Annotated in this window: 20 protein-coding genes; 10 read left to right on the top strand and 10 right to left on the bottom strand. The window is 64.6% G+C overall.

The features are described 5' to 3' along the window. The first annotated feature begins 281 nt into the window (after nt 1-281). Nucleotides 282-1,628: a homoserine dehydrogenase gene (locus NO934_RS00345; RefSeq protein WP_309163773.1), complete on the top strand. Its 1,347-nt coding sequence runs from the start codon at nt 282-284 to the stop codon at nt 1,626-1,628. Then, nucleotides 1,629-2,591: a class II fructose-bisphosphatase gene (gene glpX / locus NO934_RS00340; RefSeq protein ID WP_309161503.1), complete on the top strand. Its 963-nt coding sequence runs from the start codon at nt 1,629-1,631 to the stop codon at nt 2,589-2,591. Here the strand turns inward: glpX and NO934_RS00335 are convergent. Next, nucleotides 2,583-3,101 carry an HPP family protein gene (locus tag NO934_RS00335; RefSeq protein ID WP_309161501.1) on the bottom strand — a complete coding sequence of 173 codons (519 nt, stop codon included), beginning with the start codon at nt 3,099-3,101 and terminating at the stop codon, nt 2,583-2,585. The two genes, glpX and NO934_RS00335, sit on opposite strands and share 9 nt — an antisense overlap. Before the next feature lie 122 nt (nt 3,102-3,223). Here NO934_RS00335 and NO934_RS00330 point away from each other — a divergent pair, with 122 nt between their 5' ends. Beyond that, nucleotides 3,224-3,769 (top strand): GNAT family N-acetyltransferase, encoded by a 546-nt coding sequence (locus NO934_RS00330; RefSeq protein WP_309161500.1) that lies wholly within the window; start codon nt 3,224-3,226, stop codon nt 3,767-3,769. A gap of 103 nt (nt 3,770-3,872) precedes the next feature. Here the strand turns inward: NO934_RS00330 and NO934_RS00325 are convergent, their stop codons facing one another. The 3 genes from NO934_RS00325 to NO934_RS00315 all read right to left on the bottom strand — a co-directional run bounded on the left by NO934_RS00325 (nt 3,873) and on the right by NO934_RS00315 (nt 5,461). Continuing rightward, entirely contained in the window at nt 3,873-4,028 is a 156-nt protein-coding gene (locus tag NO934_RS00325; protein WP_309161499.1) for a hypothetical protein, read from the bottom strand. 213 nt (nt 4,029-4,241) lie between these two features. After that, nucleotides 4,242-4,718 (bottom strand): hypothetical protein, encoded by a 477-nt coding sequence (locus tag NO934_RS00320; RefSeq protein WP_309161498.1) that lies wholly within the window; start codon nt 4,716-4,718, stop codon nt 4,242-4,244. A gap of 197 nt (nt 4,719-4,915) precedes the next feature. Next, nucleotides 4,916-5,461, bottom strand: coding sequence for a hypothetical protein (locus NO934_RS00315; RefSeq protein WP_309161497.1), 546 nt, complete (start codon nt 5,459-5,461; stop codon nt 4,916-4,918). Between the two features lie 190 nt (nt 5,462-5,651). Here NO934_RS00315 and recJ point away from each other — a divergent pair, with 190 nt between their 5' ends. Next, nucleotides 5,652-7,442, top strand: a complete 1,791-nt coding sequence (gene recJ, locus NO934_RS00310) for a single-stranded-DNA-specific exonuclease RecJ (protein WP_375143268.1) — start codon at nt 5,652-5,654, stop codon at nt 7,440-7,442. A 38-nt stretch (nt 7,443-7,480) separates the two neighbouring features. Here recJ and NO934_RS00305 read toward each other — a convergent pair whose 3' ends face one another. After that, a complete protein-coding gene (locus NO934_RS00305; protein ID WP_309161495.1) occupies nt 7,481-8,134 on the bottom strand; it encodes an outer membrane beta-barrel protein in 654 nt (217 codons plus the stop codon). 278 nt (nt 8,135-8,412) lie between these two features. On the opposite strand from NO934_RS00305, the gene NO934_RS00300 reads away from it, so the two are divergent. Genes NO934_RS00300 through NO934_RS00280 form a run of 5 tightly spaced genes read left to right on the top strand, consistent with a single transcriptional unit; the run spans nt 8,413 to nt 13,312 of the window. After that, entirely contained in the window at nt 8,413-9,462 is a 1,050-nt protein-coding gene (locus NO934_RS00300; RefSeq protein ID WP_309161494.1) for an iron chelate uptake ABC transporter family permease subunit, read from the top strand. Beyond that, on the top strand, nt 9,459-10,511 hold the full coding sequence (gene fepG, locus NO934_RS00295; RefSeq protein WP_309161493.1) for an iron-enterobactin ABC transporter permease: 1,053 nt from the start codon (nt 9,459-9,461) through the stop codon (nt 10,509-10,511). The genes NO934_RS00300 and fepG overlap by 4 nt, the downstream gene beginning before the upstream one ends. Beyond that, nucleotides 10,508-11,368: an ABC transporter ATP-binding protein gene (locus NO934_RS00290; RefSeq protein WP_309161491.1), complete on the top strand. Its 861-nt coding sequence runs from the start codon at nt 10,508-10,510 to the stop codon at nt 11,366-11,368. The genes fepG and NO934_RS00290 overlap by 4 nt, the downstream gene beginning before the upstream one ends. A gap of 19 nt (nt 11,369-11,387) precedes the next feature. Then, nucleotides 11,388-12,365 (top strand): iron-siderophore ABC transporter substrate-binding protein, encoded by a 978-nt coding sequence (locus tag NO934_RS00285; protein ID WP_309161490.1) that lies wholly within the window; start codon nt 11,388-11,390, stop codon nt 12,363-12,365. Then, nucleotides 12,362-13,312 carry an ABC transporter substrate-binding protein gene (locus NO934_RS00280; RefSeq protein WP_309161489.1) on the top strand — a complete coding sequence of 317 codons (951 nt, stop codon included), beginning with the start codon at nt 12,362-12,364 and terminating at the stop codon, nt 13,310-13,312. The genes NO934_RS00285 and NO934_RS00280 overlap by 4 nt, the downstream gene beginning before the upstream one ends. A 31-nt stretch (nt 13,313-13,343) precedes the next feature. Here the strand turns inward: NO934_RS00280 and NO934_RS00275 are convergent, their stop codons facing one another. Genes NO934_RS00275 through NO934_RS00260 form a run of 4 tightly spaced genes read right to left on the bottom strand, consistent with a single transcriptional unit; the run spans nt 13,344 to nt 15,344 of the window. Further along, the gene (locus NO934_RS00275) at nt 13,344-13,805 is read right to left on the bottom strand and encodes an SRPBCC family protein (RefSeq protein WP_309161487.1); all 462 of its coding nucleotides are present in this window, start codon (nt 13,803-13,805) and stop codon (nt 13,344-13,346) included. A gap of 5 nt (nt 13,806-13,810) precedes the next feature. Beyond that, nucleotides 13,811-14,206 (bottom strand): VOC family protein, encoded by a 396-nt coding sequence (locus tag NO934_RS00270; RefSeq protein WP_309161486.1) that lies wholly within the window; start codon nt 14,204-14,206, stop codon nt 13,811-13,813. Nucleotides 14,207-14,208: 2 nt separating this feature from the next. After that, nucleotides 14,209-14,547 (bottom strand): metalloregulator ArsR/SmtB family transcription factor, encoded by a 339-nt coding sequence (locus NO934_RS00265; protein ID WP_309161484.1) that lies wholly within the window; start codon nt 14,545-14,547, stop codon nt 14,209-14,211. A 44-nt stretch (nt 14,548-14,591) separates the two neighbouring features. Continuing rightward, a complete protein-coding gene (locus tag NO934_RS00260; protein ID WP_309161483.1) occupies nt 14,592-15,344 on the bottom strand; it encodes an SDR family NAD(P)-dependent oxidoreductase in 753 nt (250 codons plus the stop codon). 101 nt (nt 15,345-15,445) lie between these two features. Between NO934_RS00260 and NO934_RS00255 the strand changes: the two genes are divergently transcribed. Then, nucleotides 15,446-15,835: an STAS/SEC14 domain-containing protein gene (locus NO934_RS00255; RefSeq protein WP_309161482.1), complete on the top strand. Its 390-nt coding sequence runs from the start codon at nt 15,446-15,448 to the stop codon at nt 15,833-15,835. 6 nt (nt 15,836-15,841) lie between these two features. On the opposite strand, the gene NO934_RS20605 is transcribed toward NO934_RS00255, so the two are convergent. Then, nucleotides 15,842-16,030: a DUF1127 domain-containing protein gene (locus tag NO934_RS20605; RefSeq protein WP_375143267.1), complete on the bottom strand. Its 189-nt coding sequence runs from the start codon at nt 16,028-16,030 to the stop codon at nt 15,842-15,844. Between the last annotated feature and the right edge of the window lie 67 nt (nt 16,031-16,097).

Here is a 16,097-nt window from a genome sequence, read left to right as displayed (position 1 = left end):
ATCGGCGATTGTGCCGGTGATCGACAAGGCTATCCGGCCTTTGCCGCCACCGTGCTCTTGACGCGTAGGCGATTTCCTATTCATGTGCGCGCGCAACTATAGGCGTGCGTACAATGAGTGACATCGAGAGCTTCAAATCATCGGTCGAAACCTTCATCTCGGAACGGAGCTGGACGCCGACCCGATTCGGACGCGAGATCGCCGGCGATCCTCTTTTCGTCTTCGACCTTCGCGAAGGCCGCGAGCCGCGCAGCGAGACGCGGCAGCGGATCGTCCGCGCCATGCAGAGCTTTGCCAGCGGCGAGGGCGAGGAATTGCGCCCGCTGCGGGTGGGCATTGCCGGGCTGGGAACGGTGGGCGCGGCGCTGATCCGGATCTTGACCGAGGATGGCGACGCCATCGCGCGCAAGCTGGGGCGGCGGATCGTCGTCTCGGCGGTTTCCGCGCGCTCGCGGTCGCGCGATCGCGGGGTGGATATTTCCGGCTTCAAATGGTTCGACGATCCCGTCGCGCTGGCGAGGTCCGGGGAAATTGATCTCTATGTCGAACTGATCGGCGGTGAGGATGGGCCGGCACTGGCGTCGGTGACCGCGGCGCTGGAGAATGGCTGTCCGGTGGTGACGGCCAACAAGGCACTGCTGGCCCGGCATGGCGTGGCCTTGGCGCGGGCGGCGGAGAACGCCCATGCCCAGCTCGGATTCGAGGCGGCCGTGGCCGGGGGCATTCCCGTGATCAAGACGCTGCGCGAGGGGTTGGGCTCGGCCGCGATCACGCGCGTCTATGGCATCATGAACGGGACGTGCAACTACATCCTCACCCGCATGGGCAATGAGGGAATCTCGTTCGAGGAATGTTTGAAGGACGCTCAGGCGCTCGGCTATGCGGAGGCTGATCCGACCTTCGACGTCGAGGGGTTCGACACGGCCCACAAGCTCGCGATTCTTGCCAGCCTTTGCTTTGAGACGGAGATTTCCGCCGATCAGGTGTTCGTCGAAGGCATTTCGCGCATCACCCAGGCCGACATAAAAGTGGCGGCCGATCTGGGATACAAGATCAAGCTCCTGGGCATGGCCCGCAAGGTAGAAACGGGAATCGAGCAGCGCGTGCATCCAACGCTTGTCCGAAAATCGAGCGCCATTGCCGGGGTGGACGGCGTGCTCAACGCCGTGGCGCTGGAAACCAACCACGTCCAGGAACTGCTGCTGGCCGGGCCCGGCGCGGGTGGGGAGGCAACGGCGGCTTCGGTGCTTTCCGATATTCTCGACATCGCGCGCGGCACGCAGGTGCCCCCGCTCGGGGTGCCGTCTTCGGAACTAGCGCCCTGCGCGCGCGCGCCGATGCGCATTCATGAAGGTGGTTATTATATAAGGCTCAACGCAAAGGACGTGCCTGGCGCGCTGGCGGCGATCGCCACGCGTATGGGCGAGGGCAACATCTCGCTCGAAAGCGTGATCCAGCGGCCCGACCTGCGCGCCTCCGAGCCAGGCGTGGAGGAGGAAACCTCACGCACGGTGGTGCTGATTACTCACGAAACCATCGAAAGCGCGGTGCGCGAAGCGCTGGCACGGATCGCGAGCGACGGGTTCATCGTTGGTCAGCCACAACTGATAAGAATCGAGGAGTTCTAGTTGGACCAATCCCAGGAGACTGCCGTCGGCCGTAATCTTACGCTCGAGATTGCCCGGAAGACCGAGCGGGCGGCCATAGCGGCGGCGGGCTGGCGCGGCAAGGGTGACGAGATGGAGGCCGACCAGGCCGCCGTCACCGCCATGCACAACGCGCTCAACGACATCGAGATCGAAGGCCAGGTGGTGATAGGTGAGGGCAGGGGGGCTCCGCTGCTGGCGCTGGGCGAAGCGGTCGGCAAGGGTCATGGGCCGCAGATCGATGTCGCCGTCGATCCGCTGGAAGGGGTGACGGGCTGCGCCAAGAACCTCGCCGATTCCCTTTCGGTCATGGCGTTTTCCGAACGCGGCGGGCTGCTGCGCGTGCCGGACGCCTATATGGAAAAGATCGCCATCGGGCCGGGCTATCCGCATGGCATCGTCGACCTCGACAAGTCGCCGGCGGAAAACATCACCGCCCTGGCCGAGGCCAAGGGCGTAGCGGTGTCCGATATCGTGGCGTGCCTGCTCGACCGGCCGCGTCACGCGGGGCTCATCGCCCAATTGCGTGAGCTCGGGGTGGCGGTGAAGCTGCTGCCCGATGGGGACATCGCCGCCGTGATCCATGCGGCCAACAGCGACGATACCGGCATCGACATCTACCTGGGATCAGGCGGGGCGCCCGAGGGCGTGCTGGCGGCGGCGGCGATCCGCTGCATGGGCGGGCAGATGCAGGGACGGCTGATCCTCGATACGGCCGACAAGAAGGCGGCGGCGCGCGAACTCGGCATCGGTGACGGCAAACTTTGCGCCGAGGACATGGTGCGCGGCAACGTGCTGTTCGCCGCAACGGGGGTTACCGACGGCAGCCTGTTGCGCGGCGTAAAGCTCTTGCCGCGCCGGGTTGTCACGTCCAGCGTGGTGATGCGCTCCTGGAGCCACACGATACGCTGGATTACCGCCGAGCACCGGCGGGAGTTAGCGTGAGGTCTGGTCGCTAAGCGGCAACGGATAGCGCTGGCGCGGCGGCAGGCGGTGCAGGACGACGCCCAGCCCCACCAGCAGCGTGCAGGCGAAAAACAGCACCGCGAAGAGCGTGAGCGGATCGACCGGCGTAGCGTGGAGCAGAAGCGGCACCGCCACTGCCGGCGGATGGGTCACCCGCAGCACGAGCATGACCAGCATTGCAAAGCCGACCCCGAGCGTCGCCAGCCACCATGAATCGGGCAGAATCCAAACGACAAGCACCGCAAAGATCGTGCCGATCAGATAGCCGGCGAAAATATTGATCGGCTGGGCGCCCGCCGAGGCCGGCTGGCCGAAGATCAGCATCGCGGTCGGCCCGAGCGGCGCCAGCAGCAGCGGCAGGCCGGTCTTGACCGACAGCCAGCCGATCAGCATCACCGCCAACCCCGCGGCGAGGGCTGAGCGGAAATGAACGCGCCAATCCTTGCGCGGTTCGTGGCGGGCGATGTAGCGGGCAAAAAGGGAACGCATGCGTCGGCTTCTGAACGGAACGCCGGCGGTTTGCAGTGATTCGCCCCCGAGTGTAAGCATTTGTCGTGGGGCTAAACATATTGGCGCGCGAGCGTGGATTTTGGGTCGCGGTGGGGAGGTCCATGGACTCGAGCGTGGTGACATTGCGAGACGCTTCTGTTGCCGATGCCGGCGGCATTGCCGCCGTGCACGTCGCAGCGTGGAAAGAGACCTATACCGGACTGGTGCCCGAGGGGATGCTGGCGGCTCTTTCGGTTGAAGATCGCGAGGCGCGGTGGAGGCGGATACTCGCCGATCCGCAGGCGGTCGGAACCTCGGTGTGCGTCGCATGTGACGGCGAGCGCATTGTTGGTTTCGGATCGTGCGGCGGCCAGCGCGACGCCGGTTTGAGGACTCTGGGCTTTGATGCCGAGATCAGCGCTCTTTACCTGCTGCAATCCCATCAGCGCCAGGGCATCGGCACGGCGATGATGCGGCGAATGGCGGCCGAACTTGCCCGGCGGGGCCATGCGGCGGCAACGCTATGGGTGCTGCGCGAAAACCACACCGCACAAGCGTTTTACGCGCGGCTGGGCGGGGAGGTGGTGGGAGAGAGGGAGGAGGTTCGGCCAGAAGCCCGATTGATGGAACTGGCCTATGGGTGGCGGAGGCTCGGACACATGAAATAGACGAAGAGCAGGTCTTGGGTAGAGCGCCTACACGGCTCAAGCGGACATTGCATCCTGCAAAGGTAAAGGAGGGTCGAGGGCGACCCTCCAAGGACAGAGTTGATCAGCGGCGCTGACCCCCTTTGTTGTCCTGCATTCCATCGCGGCCTTTGTTATCGTCGTCACGACCGCGGCCCTGCTGGGTTTCTTTGTCCTTCTGGCCTTGCTGGCCAGACCGACCGTTTTGTTCGTGGCTTCCACGCTTGTCCTGGTTGGCCATGTGCGTTCCTTTCAAGAACAATGCTGCCTATTTCGTGGGCAGCATAAATCAACCACGGTTCATCATCTTCGTTCCTTCAGGAAATTGCGAATAGACCTATGCTATACGGTATGTCTGTGAGCCGACCTATTTGTGCGGGTAGTGGGGTCTTCCAATAAAAATGGCCGCCAGAGCTCGGGCGGCCATCCTCTCTGCTTGTGCTGGGTTTTCGCCTTATTCAACCAAGCCAGCGGCTTGGCAGTCTTCGAGGGTGATTGCCTCAAGATCGATCGAGGCTGCTGCATCTCCGGCGGCTGCGGCATCGCCGCCCGCGGCGGCTCCGTCAGCGGCCATGTCATCACCCGCCGCGGGGTCCGCGGTCGTCTCGCCGACTGCTCCGGCGCCCGCCGCGGCATCGGTTCCGCCAGCCGCCGCGCCTGCGTCTGCTCCTGCATCGGCTCCAGCCTCGCCACCGGCTTCCGCTCCGGCGCCACCGGCAGCACCACCGTCGGCTCCAGCAGCAGCGCCGGCTTCGGCACCAGCGGCCGCGCCTTCTTCAGCGAGCATCGTGCAATGCTCGGTCACCACCGGCAGATCTTCGTCACTGACCTGCTGATCGCCTACCATGGTCTGGGCAAAGGATGCGGAACTCAGGGCCAGAGTGGCGGCTGCCGCAAGTGCGATAGGTGATACAAGAGATTTGATGGTCATGTCGTTCCTCCTCGAACGGTTTACCATGAGCTTTGCGCCCGACCATTAACTTTTCGGCAGGAATGACGTTCCGGCAGGACCCGAGGCCGCTAACACGCGATAGGACGCGAGGGGCCGGTGCCCGGCGACGGCGGGCAGGAGCGCCGGCACTGGCGGTGATGCCGATGATCTTCGGGATGGCTTCGCCCTGCGCGAACCTATGGCGTTTGCACTCCCAGCACCTCCCGCGCCCGCTCTTCGGCGTTGTCGCCGGCGGCGGTGATTTCGGCTTCGGATTGGCCCAGGGCGCGGGCGGCCTGTTCGGCGGCGTTGCGGACGTTGGCGACGATTTCGAGCTTTTGGGATTCGGTCATGTTCTCGTCGCGCAGCTCGGCGGCGCTGGCGACCAGGGCGTCGATCTGGACTTCGAGCGCATTGGTGGTGGAGGTGATGCCTTCGCTCAGCGCATTCATGGCGTCGTCGCCGAGCTGCATGAGGTTATCGCCCGCCTGCTCAGTGTCTTCCATGATGGTTTCGAAGGTCTGCTGCGCGTCCTGCTCGATCTCCTCGCGGCGCTGCTGGAGTTCTGCGGGCGACATCACCTCCTCGCTCGTGGGCTCCTCGTTTTCTTCGACCGGTTCGGCAAAGGCTTCCGGATCGCCGGCATCGGGATTGGGGACGTCGGGCGCGCCGGCGCGCTCCTCGCAGGCGGCAAGGGCAAGGGCCGAAATCAGGGCAAAGGGCAAAAGCAGTTTAGCGGTCATGGTCAATCCCTCGAACAATAAACGGGGCAGTCTTGTGCCCTTGATAGAAACGGTCAGCCCGGATCGATGTTCCGAGCCTGGAGCAAGGTGTCGGGTGGACGGATGAAATGCGGGAAAGGCGCGTAAATGACGTGCAAATCGGCGCGGGCGGACTATCGATCCGCCGCGCGCAGCGTCTATAGGTAGGGCCATGATGCCCACGACCCCAGCCTTTCTCAACGTTGAAAGATCGGTCTGCGGCCGGCGATGGCTCGACAGGCTCGACCCCGCCGCCGCCCGCATGGCGGGCGCCATCAGCCAGCAGACGGGGTTATCGGAAATCCTGGCGCGGATCGTGGCCGGACGCGGCGTGGCGGTGGAGGCGGCGGAAGACTTCATCACCCCCACCATACGCGCGCTCATGCCCGACCCCTCCACGCTGGCCGACATGGACGCGCTGGCCGCAAGGCTGGCCGATGCCATCGAGAGGCGGGAGACGGTCGGGCTGTTCGGGGACTATGACGTCGATGGCGCCTGTTCCGTCGCGCTGATGGTGCGCTATCTGCGCCATTTCGGGCTCAACCCGCCCACCCATATCCCGGACCGCATATTCGAGGGTTACGGGCCCAACAATGGAGCGATCGACGGGCTGATCGAGCAGGGCGCCACCCTGGTGATGACGCTCGACTGCGGCACGGCCAGCCACGGGCCGATCGCCCATGCGCGTGGGCGCGGGGTGGACGTGCTGATCGTCGACCATCACCTGGCGCCCGACGAGTTGCCCAACGCAAACGCGCTAGTCAATCCCAACCGCCGCGACGACATATCCGGGCTCGGCTATCTGTGCGCGACGGGCGTGGCGTTCATGGTGCTGGTCGCCACCAGCCGCATCCTGCGCGAGCGCGGGCAGGGCGGCCTCCCCGACCTGATGAAATGGCTGGATCTCGTGGCGCTGGCGACGGTGTGCGACGTGGTGCCCTTGAAAGGGCTCAACCGCGCTTTCGTCGTGCGCGGCATAGAAGTGATGCGGGCCGGCGGCAATGTGGGGCTTTCGAGCCTTGCCATCGCGGCGCGGGTTTCCGGGCCGGTCAATGCCTACCATCTGGGTTTCCTGCTCGGGCCGCGGATCAATGCCGGCGGGCGGATCGGGGATGCGGGGCTCGGCGCGCGGCTCCTGGCGGGCGACGATGAATATGAGGCGCTGGCGATCGCCCAGCGGCTCGACGAACTCAACGCCGAACGGCAGCGGATAGAAGTTGCGGCGGTGGAACAGGCCGTGGCGGCGGCCGAACTCGAGATCGGTGAAGGGCCAGGGCCCTCGGTGCTGGTGACCGCATCCTCGGAATGGCACCAGGGAATCGTGGGGCTCGTTGCTGCCCGGCTCAAGGAGCGGTTCGACCGGCCTGCCTTTGCCATTGCGCTCGGCCCCGATGGCGGTGGGACGGGATCGGGACGCTCGGTGCCACGGGTGGATCTCGGTGCGGCGGTGGTCGATGCGGTGCGCGGCGGGATCATCACCAAGGGCGGCGGGCATGCCATGGCGGCGGGCGTGACCCTCGGGCCGGGGCAGTTGGGGCCGTTCCGGGCCTATCTCAACGACACGCTGGCCGACGACGTGGAGGCCGCCAAGGCCGGAGATGGGATCAAGATCGACGCGGCGCTGACGGCGCGGGGTGCCCATCCCGATTTCGTGCATGAGTTCGAGCGCGCCGGGCCGTTCGGGGCGGGCAATCCCACGCCGGTCTTTGCCTTTCCCGCCCACCAGATCCGCTTCGCCGACGTGGTGGGAGCGGGTGGACATGTGCGCTGCACGGTGAGCTCGGGAGATGGGGCCAATCTGAAGGCCATCGCCTTCCGCGCAGCGGGGAGCCCGCTTGGCGATGCGCTGCTCAAGGCGCGGGACGGGCAGAGGTTGCACGTGGCCGGCACGCTCAACATCGACCACTGGCAGGGACGCGAAACCGTGCAACTGCGGATCATCGACGCGGCGGTGCCGGGATAGGATCAGCCATTCGTCGTTGAATGGCCGATCCGGTTCGATCAGAAGTGGAAGTTGACGCCAACGCGGGTGGTGTGGGCGTTGGCATCCACGGTATCGCCGCCGAGATCGTATTCGCCGAAGCCGACATAAAGATACTCGGCCTTGAGCGAGAGGTTGCCGGCCGTCATGGCTTCGATGCCCGCGCCGGCGGCAATGCCCCAGCCATATTCGGATTCCGAGACGGTTTGGCCGGCCGCGTTCTCATACTGGTAGCCGATGTCGCCGAAAGCGACGCCGCCAGTGGCGTAGGGCATGATGCCGCCGATATCGATGCCGGCGCGGCCGCGCACCGTGCCGTAGTGATTGAGGCCGGCGTTGTAGTTATCACCGACAGGGCGGGTTTCATCGAATTTTACGTCCGAAAGCTGGTAATCGCCCTCGACGCCGACGACCAGGCCGCCGAGATCGGCGTTAAAGCCGGCCTGCGCGCCGCCCATAAAACCGCCGATATCGGTGTCGCCGGTTCTTTCCGAGTACTCGCCCCGGCCATATCCGACATTGCCGCCGGCATAAAAGCCGCCGAAACCGCCCTGGCTCATGCCTGTGGGCCCATAAGGACCGTAGGGCGCGGTCGTCCCCAGCGCGTCGGCCGCGCTGGCCTGGCCTACGGAAATGGCCGCCAAAGCGGCCGCAGCGAACATGGTCATACGCATTACAAACTCCAGAACTCGCCCTTTGGCCTCAAGCTTTTCTCGCCAAACAGTTTCCGGATGATTGATGAAAATCCAAAAAATGGAACTAAGCCGCGCGGCGCGATCAACAGAGTGTGAGGCGCTTGGGCCATAGGGCTTCGCTGCGTTGCCGCGCGCCGCTGCGCTTTTTTGCGGGCTGCAAGAGAGATCGAAGCTGGCAGTAACTTGACTGACCAAATCATAAAATATAGCTAGGATCATCCGCCAATCCGTGAGCCTCGTGCCGGAGACAAGGCCCTGTGACCGCCATCGCCGAACAAGCACAAGCCGCGCGCCGGCCCGGAGTCGCCGCGACCAACGCGCGCCGGCTGAGCGGGCTGTTGCTGGCGATTGGCGTTCTGGCGCTGGTGGTGCTCTTGTCGGTCGCGGTCGGCTCGCGCGATATCCCGCTGCCCACTGTCATCGAGGCGCTGTTTGCCTATGACGACAGCAACGATCACGCCATCATCCAATCGCTACGCCTGCCGCGCACCGTGCTGGGGCTGCTGGTCGGCGCGGCGCTGGGCATCGCCGGGGCGCTGATCCAGGCGCTTACACGCAATCCGCTGGCCGATCCGGGTATTTTGGGGGTCAATGCGGGGGCGAGTTTCTTCGTTCTGATCGCGGTTGGGTATCTGGGGTTCACCTCGCTCGACGCCTACATCTGGTTTGCGTTCCTTGGAGCGATCGTAACGACAATCGTGGTCTATATCGTGGGCTCGGCGGGGCGGGGCGGCGCGACGCCGATCTCGCTGACGCTGGCGGGCGTCGCGATCGGGGCGATCCTCGGTGGCGTTTCCACGGCGCTCACGCTGCTCAATCCCAGCGCCTTCGACCGGATGCGCCATTGGGAAGCCGGCGCCCTGAGCGGGGGTAGCTATGATGCGGTGATCACCGTGGCCCCCTTCGTGATCGTCGGGCTGGTGCTGGCGGGCATCGTGGCGCGGCCGCTCAATGCCGTGGCGCTGGGGGACGATCTGGCCAAGTCGCTGGGCGCCAATATCCTGCGCGTGCGGGTCGTCGTGGTCGTCGCGGTGACGCTATTGGCCGGCGGCGCGACGGCGGCGGCGGGGCCGATCGGGTTCGTCGGGCTGATGGTGCCCCATGTGGCCCGCTGGATCGTGGGACCGGACCAGCGCTGGATCTTTGCCTATACCGTGGTGCTGGCGCCGGTGCTGCTGCTGGTTTCCGATATTGTTGGGCGCATCATCATGCGGCCGGGGGAAATCCAGGTGGCGATCGTCACCGCTTTCGTGGGGGCGCCGGTGCTGATCCTTCTGGCGCGGCGGCGCAAGGTGAGTGGGCTATGAGCACCATCGATTTCGGACGTCCCACGCGGGTCCTGCGCCTGCTCGACGGCAGGCTGACGATCAGGCTTGATACGCGCGTCATCTTTCTCGTTTCGATCATGGTTGCCCTGGCGATCCTCGTGACGCTGATCGCGCTTTCGAGCGGGGAATATCCCGTGCCGGTGACCGATGTGTTTTCCGCGCTGATAGGGCAGGCCGAGGCGCGGGTGCATATGGTGGTGGTCGAATGGCGGCTGCCGCGCTCGGTGCTGGCGCTGCTGCTCGGCGCGGCGCTGGGGTTGAGTGGGGCGATCTTCCAATCGCTGACCCGCAACCCGCTGGGCAGCCCCGATGTGATCGGGTTCAATTCGGGCGCCTATACCGGGGCGCTGATCGTCATCATCGGGTTTTCGGGCAATTACTATCAGATCGCCGGCGGGGCGCTGCTGGGCGGCGTGGTGACGGCGCTGGCGGTTTACCTGCTCGCCTGGCGGCGCGGCGTCGAGGGCTTCCGGCTGATCATCGTCGGCATCGGGATGAGCGCCATGCTTTCATCGCTCAACACATGGTTGATGCTGCGGGCCGATCTCGAAGTCGCCATGGCGGCGGCGGTGTGGGGCGCCGGTTCGCTCAACGGGCTGGGACTCGACAAGCTCTGGCCGACCCTGCTGGTTCTGGGGATCTTTATCCCCGCCGCCTTTATTCTCAGCCGGCCGATGAAACAGCTCGAAATGGGGGACGATGCGGCGCGCGCTCTCGGGGTGATGGTCGAACCGGTGCGGCTGACGCTGCTGCTGCTCGGGGTGGCGCTGACCGCTACGGCCACCGCCGTGGCCGGGCCGATCGCTTTCGTGGCGCTGGCCGCGCCCCAGATCGCGCGGCGGGTGACCGGAGCGGCGGGCGTTGCCATGCTGCCTTCGGCGGCTATGGGGGCATTGCTGCTGGCGGTGGCCGACCTTTTGGCGCAGCGCATGTTCGCGCCCACGCAACTGCCCGTCGGCGTGGTCACCGTCTCGATCGGGGGGCTTTATTTCGTCTGGCTGCTGGTGCGGGAAGCCCGGCGGCAATGACAGGGGATGCCAAGATGAACCAGCATTTCGATCCCGCCATCGTAACCGCGCCCGCGCGTCTTGCGGCACAGAAGGCGACGATCGGCTACGACCAGCGGGTGATCTCGACCGACCTGTCAGTGGAAATCCCCGACAAGGGGTTCACGGTAATCGTGGGTGCCAATGCCTGCGGGAAATCGACCCTGCTGCGTGCTCTATCGCGGCTGATCCGCCCCTCGGCGGGCGAAGTGATGCTCGACGGCAAGGCCATCTCGCAATATCCGGCCAAGGAAGTGGCCCGGCGGCTGGGGCTGTTGCCGCAGACCTCCATCGCGCCAGAGGGGATCACGGTGGCCGATCTCGTGGCGCGGGGCCGTTACCCGCACCAGAAGTTCATCCGCCAATGGTCGGTGGAAGACGAGAAGGCGGTGATGGGCGCGATGGAAGCGACCAGGATCACCCCGCTTTCGCACCGGCTGGTGGACGAGCTGTCCGGAGGGCAGCGCCAGCGCGTGTGGGTGGCCATGGTGCTGGCCCAGCAGACGCCCATGCTGCTGCTCGACGAACCCACCACCTATCTCGACATCGCCCACCAGATCGAGCTGCTCGAGCTGCTGCGGGTGCTCAACCAGCGCGAGGAACATACGGTGGTGGCGGTGCTGCACGACCTCAACCACGCCTGCCGCTATGCCAGCCACATCATCGCGATGCGCGACGGGCAGATCGTGGCCGAGGGCGCGCCGGCGGACATCATCACCGCCGAGCTGGTCGAGGAGGTCTTCGGGCTGCCCTGCATCATCATCGATGACCCGTTGGCGAAAACGCCCATGGTCATCCCGCGCGGCTCGATCCCGCACCCCGCCCCCGACACACCGTAGAACGAAGAGGACCATCCCGATGTGGAGGAGTTTTGCAGGCGCCCTTGCGGCAACTGCCCTGGCCCTGGCGCCCGCATGGGCAGAGGACAGCTATCCGGTTACCGTCGAGCACGCCTTTGGCGAGACGGTGATCGAAGGGTTTCCCGAACGCATCGTGACGTTGAGCTGGATGAGCCAGGAGGCGATCATCGCTCTTGGCGAAAGCCCGGTCGCCATCCAGCACCAGATCTGGGGCGGCGACGAGAACGGCTACCTGCCCTGGATCAAGGACGCCTACGCCGAACGTGGCGAAGACTTGCCGCCCACCATCAACACGACCGATGGCGTGCCTTTCGAGGAATTGCTGACCTACGCGCCCGATCTGATCTTCGTGCCTTATAGCGGCTATAGCCAGGAGGAATATGAGCGACTGTCGGCGATCGCCCCCACGGTGCCTTTCAAGGATATTCCCTGGAGGGGCGACTGGCAGGAGATCATGGAAACCGCCGGCATGGTGCTGAGGCGCGAAGACGCGGCCCAGGCGCTGATCGCCGATATGCGGGATCTGCTCCAGGGCTATGCCGAGCAATATCCGATAATCGAGGGCAAAACCTTCGCGTTCGGCGGCGGGCTCGGCGTGGACGGAGCGGGTATGAACGTCTACCTGCCGCACGATCCGCGCGTGCTTTTGCTGTCCGATTTGGGATTGGTGCCAGCCGAAGCGCTCCATGAGCTGCCGGCTGACAGCTACACGACCAAGATCAGCTACGAAAACCTCGACAGCATCGACGCCGATGTGTTCATCGCCTGGTACAACGACCGGGAAACGGTGGATACGCTTTTGGCCAATCCGCTGTTTGCCCGCTGGCGGCCCGTGGCCGAGGGGCATTACGTGCCGCTGATCGATCTCTCCTATGCCATGGCGTTGTCCGCGCCCTCGGCCCTCTCGCTTCCCTGGGTAATGGACCGCTTCGTGCCACGCCTCGCCGAAACGCTCGAACAGGAAACCGCACAATGAATCGTTTTGCGAAGTTTTCGGCCTTAGTGATTGCGGGTCTTTCCTTTTCCGGCGCGGCAATGGCGCAGGAGTGGACCTTCACGGACGGCGCGGGGAGCACGATTACCCTGCCTAACCCACCCGAGCGGATCGTGGCGTTCTCGTCCTCGGCGGCCGGACTGATGCAGTTCGGAATCGAGCCGGTCGGCATTTTCACTGACGAGAGCACTTCGGAAAAGAGCTATGCCGAATTCGATCTCGAAGGGATCGAGTTGATCCGCACGCCCTACAACCAATTGCAGCCCGAAGCGCTTCTGGCGCTCGATCCGGACCTGATCGTCACCGAATATTGGCCGCGCACGGGCGATTACAGCGGCGGGGAGGAAATGCATCCCGAGGGTAGGTTTGCCGCTGTCGCCCCCATCGTCGGCGTTCTGCAGGGCGATTCCGCGATTGGGCTTATCGAAGATTACGGCACGCTGGCCGAGGCGTTGGGAGCCGATCTGGACGCACCCGAAATCGAAGCGCAGCGCGACGCGTTCGAAATCGCGCGCGCCGCGCTTGCTGCAGCGGCGGAAGCCAAGCCTGGACTCAAGGTCATGGCCGCTTCGATCGATGCGGACAATCTTTATGTCGCCGCTCCCGCTGGCGGCGCGGAATTGCAGGACTTCCAGCGCTGGGGCGTCAACATGGTGGAGCCCGAGGCGCCCGAGGGCGAATATTGGGGCGTCTTGAGCTGGGAGAACGCCGATACCTATCCCGCGGACGTGCTGCTCCTCGACGACCGCCGTGGCTCTTCAGTGCGCGAGGCGGTGGAAGCCCAGCCGCTCGCCGATCTGATCGCCGGCGTAGAGGCCGGGCAGGTAGGCGATTGGCCAGCGTGGTGGATCAGGACCTATGCCGCCTATACCGCCGAACTCGAGGAATTGACGGCGCTAATCGAACGCTCCGAGGTGGTCACCGATTGAAAACGGGCGGCAGAGATGCCGCCCATCTTTGTCAGGTCTCTAAGGCCTCGGCCAAGGCAATGAACATGAGGTTCCAGCCATACTCGCTGGTTTCCTCGGGCTTGGCCGGCAGATTGGCCAATTCCTCGGCGATGCCGACGCCTGATTGGGTGAAGACCATCACCGTTTCATTGTCCTCCTGGGAGAGCTCGACGGTGATGGTGTCGAAATCGGGTGAGAACTGCATCATGCCGAAGGTGAAGACGATGCGGTGGGGAGGATCGAGTTCGAGATACTCGCCCTCGGCGGTGTAGGAGACGCCCTCGCGCAGATCGGTCACCGTCCACTTGCCACCGACATGGGCGTGAATCCGGGTTTCGTTGGAGTCGCTGGCTGGCGAGGTGAACAGCCATTTCCGAGTGACGTTAGGGTCGAGCCAGGCCTGATAGACACGCTCGATGGGCGCCTTGAAGCGACGGGTCATGCGCAGGAAGCGGTCGGGGAGATCGGACATGGGCGTCACGCGAGGTTGAGTTGCCAGGTGACGCCGAAGCGGTCGCCGACCCAGCCGAAGCGGGTGGAAAAGCCGTAATTGTCGAGCGGCATATAGACCTGACCGCCTTTACCGAGTTCGTCGAAGAGCCGTTCGAGCTCGGCCTCGTCATGGCATTCGATCCAGAACGAGATCGAAGGGGTGAATGTGAAGGCGTGCTGGACGTGGCTGTCGGACACCATCACTTGCTGACCGGCCAGGGTAACGATGGCGTGCATGATGGTGCCCTCCGGGCCCGGCCCCTCGGGACCGTATTTCTGCATTGAGACGACCTCGGAATCGGGCAGGACGCGCATATAGAGATCCAGCGCCTCCTGGGCCTTGCCCTCGAACATGAGGAACGGCGTAACGGACTTGGCCATGGTCATTCTCCTTTGAGTTCGGCCGTAAAGATCGCATCGAGCGCGTCGAACTTCTCGCTCCAATAGGTCTGGTAAAAGCTCAGCCAATCGGTGGCGGCGGCGAGCGGCTTGGCCTCGAGCGAGCAGATATGCGTGCGCCCCTCGACCCGGCGGCGGACCAGCCCGGCCTGCTCGAGAACGCGCACATGTTTCGACGCCGCCGGAAAGCTCATGGCAAAGGGCGCGGCGAGTTCGGAAAGGCTCTGCTCGCGCGCCGTGAGGCTGCGCAGCATGGCGCGGCGCGTCGGGTCGGACAGCGCGTGGAAGACGGTATCGAGTTGGGCATCGGAAAGTGAAACCATATGGTTTGATATCATCGCGGGGCGTCGATGTCAAACCGAATGGTTTAGCTTTTGCCGCGTGGCAAGAGGCGCTTCATGATGGCGAAGAACAGCGGGTAGGGAAGCATGGCGATCAGCTTGAGCGGATAGACCATGCGGCGCGGGAAGGCGATCTCGAACCTTTTCGAATTGAGCAAGCCATCGGCGATCCGGCGGCCGGCCTCCTCGGCCTCCATGAGAAACGGCATGGGAAAATCGTTGGGTGCGGTGAAGTCGGTTTTGACGAACCCCGGCGAGATGAGGCGCACCGCGATGTTGTCGCGTTCGAGTTCGGTTCGCATGGTTTCGGCGAGCGCGATCATCGCCGCCTTGCCCGAGGAATAGGCAGCGGACCGAGGCAGGCCGAAATAGCCCGCGACCGACGCGACCAGCGCGATCTCGCCGCCACCTTGGCGCCGCATCTGGGTAACGACCGGATCGATGACCCGCAAGGCGCCGAGCAGATTGGTGTCGATGACGCTGGCATAGCTCTCATAGCCGTATTGCCCGGTCTTGGTGGTCTGCTTGGTGGCCACCGAAAAGATCATCAGGTCGATCCGGCCCAGATCTTCGACAATTCGCGCGACGGTGGCGCGAACGGCCTCAAGGTCGGTGACGTCGAGCGGGTAGGGGCGCGCGCCATGGCTGACGGCAAGAGCGGCGAGCGGCTGTTCGCGCCGGCCCGAGACGGCGACGGTCCAGCCGCGCCCGGAAAGCGCCTTTGCCGTCTCCGCCCCGATGCCCGATCCGCCGCCGAGTATCCACGCCACCTTGGCCATGCTGATCCTGACTTCTTTCTCTGTCTTTAGGCCGTCGCAACCGGTTCGGAAGGCAACGCGTTGGGCGACCGGGAGGTTCGCATCTCAGAGGAGAGACGAGAATGCTGGAATTTTCACAAGTGCGGGGCAATGTGGCGGTCGTCAAGGCGAGCGGACAAATCACCGGCGACGATATCGACCGGATCGTCGCCGACACCGAAAGCCTGCTGTCCGAATACGAAGAAATTGGCCTGGTCGCCGACATGACCGGCCTCGAAAGCATGACGGCGGAAGCCATCGCCAAGGACTTCGCCTCCCAGTTCAAATTCCTGGGCGATTGGAAACGCTTTCCCAAAGCCGCCGTGATCGCCGAGCCGGGCTGGTTCGAGGGGCTGGCCAGGACCATGGGGGCCATTCTGCCCCAGATCGAAGTCCGAACCTTTGCGCCCGAAGAGCGCGAACAAGCGCTGGAGTTCGCCTCGGGCGTAAAAGCGGATCGGATCAAGGGGTGAGGGGCATCATTCCGGGCGGAGGTCGATCGACCGCCAGAAGGGCCGCCGCGCTTCCCGGGCGACACGGGCGCAAGTGAGACCCATATCCCTGAGCGTGTGGACATCGAGGCTGCTCAGATGGCGGCGGTCGCGGATACGCCGGCGCCAGAGTCCGATTTGATTTATGAGGTGAGCTAAGGCAAAATGCTGGGGCATGGCTACCTCCATTGACTGGAATATCCGCAGATTAACCTCGCGAATGGTGTGCCCACAAATGCATAGT

This window comes from Pelagibacterium sp. H642 (assembly GCF_031202855.1).
Lineage (GTDB): Bacteria > Pseudomonadota > Alphaproteobacteria > Rhizobiales > Devosiaceae > Pelagibacterium.
Note: the sequence above shows the minus strand (reverse complement) of the source record. Positions and strands in the feature narration are given on the sequence as shown.

Excerpts from the sequence above, each read along its gene's own strand:
- NO934_RS00290 (WP_309161491.1), top strand. The coding sequence starts at position 10,508 with ATGACAGGGGATGCCAAGATGAACCAGCATTTCGATCCCGCCATCGTA.
- NO934_RS00285 (WP_309161490.1), top strand. The coding sequence starts at position 11,388 with ATGTGGAGGAGTTTTGCAGGCGCCCTTGCGGCAACTGCCCTGGCCCTG.
- NO934_RS00255 (WP_309161482.1), top strand. The coding sequence starts at position 15,446 with ATGCTGGAATTTTCACAAGTGCGGGGCAATGTGGCGGTCGTCAAGGCG.
- NO934_RS00260 (WP_309161483.1), bottom strand. The coding sequence starts at position 15,344 with ATGGCCAAGGTGGCGTGGATACTCGGCGGCGGATCGGGCATCGGGGCG.
- recJ (WP_375143268.1), top strand. The coding sequence starts at position 5,652 with ATGATGCCCACGACCCCAGCCTTTCTCAACGTTGAAAGATCGGTCTGC.
- NO934_RS00335 (WP_309161501.1), bottom strand. The coding sequence starts at position 3,101 with ATGCGTTCCCTTTTTGCCCGCTACATCGCCCGCCACGAACCGCGCAAG.
- NO934_RS00345 (WP_309163773.1), top strand. The coding sequence starts at position 282 with ATGCAGAGCTTTGCCAGCGGCGAGGGCGAGGAATTGCGCCCGCTGCGG.
- NO934_RS20605 (WP_375143267.1), bottom strand. The coding sequence starts at position 16,030 with ATGCCCCAGCATTTTGCCTTAGCTCACCTCATAAATCAAATCGGACTC.
- NO934_RS00270 (WP_309161486.1), bottom strand. The coding sequence starts at position 14,206 with ATGGCCAAGTCCGTTACGCCGTTCCTCATGTTCGAGGGCAAGGCCCAG.
- NO934_RS00320 (WP_309161498.1), bottom strand. The coding sequence starts at position 4,718 with ATGACCATCAAATCTCTTGTATCACCTATCGCACTTGCGGCAGCCGCC.
- fepG (WP_309161493.1), top strand. The coding sequence starts at position 9,459 with ATGAGCACCATCGATTTCGGACGTCCCACGCGGGTCCTGCGCCTGCTC.
- NO934_RS00265 (WP_309161484.1), bottom strand. The coding sequence starts at position 14,547 with ATGGTTTCACTTTCCGATGCCCAACTCGATACCGTCTTCCACGCGCTG.
- NO934_RS00305 (WP_309161495.1), bottom strand. The coding sequence starts at position 8,134 with ATGCGTATGACCATGTTCGCTGCGGCCGCTTTGGCGGCCATTTCCGTA.
- NO934_RS00280 (WP_309161489.1), top strand. The coding sequence starts at position 12,362 with ATGAATCGTTTTGCGAAGTTTTCGGCCTTAGTGATTGCGGGTCTTTCC.
- NO934_RS00330 (WP_309161500.1), top strand. The coding sequence starts at position 3,224 with ATGGACTCGAGCGTGGTGACATTGCGAGACGCTTCTGTTGCCGATGCC.
- NO934_RS00315 (WP_309161497.1), bottom strand. The coding sequence starts at position 5,461 with ATGACCGCTAAACTGCTTTTGCCCTTTGCCCTGATTTCGGCCCTTGCC.
- NO934_RS00325 (WP_309161499.1), bottom strand. The coding sequence starts at position 4,028 with ATGGCCAACCAGGACAAGCGTGGAAGCCACGAACAAAACGGTCGGTCT.
- NO934_RS00275 (WP_309161487.1), bottom strand. The coding sequence starts at position 13,805 with ATGTCCGATCTCCCCGACCGCTTCCTGCGCATGACCCGTCGCTTCAAG.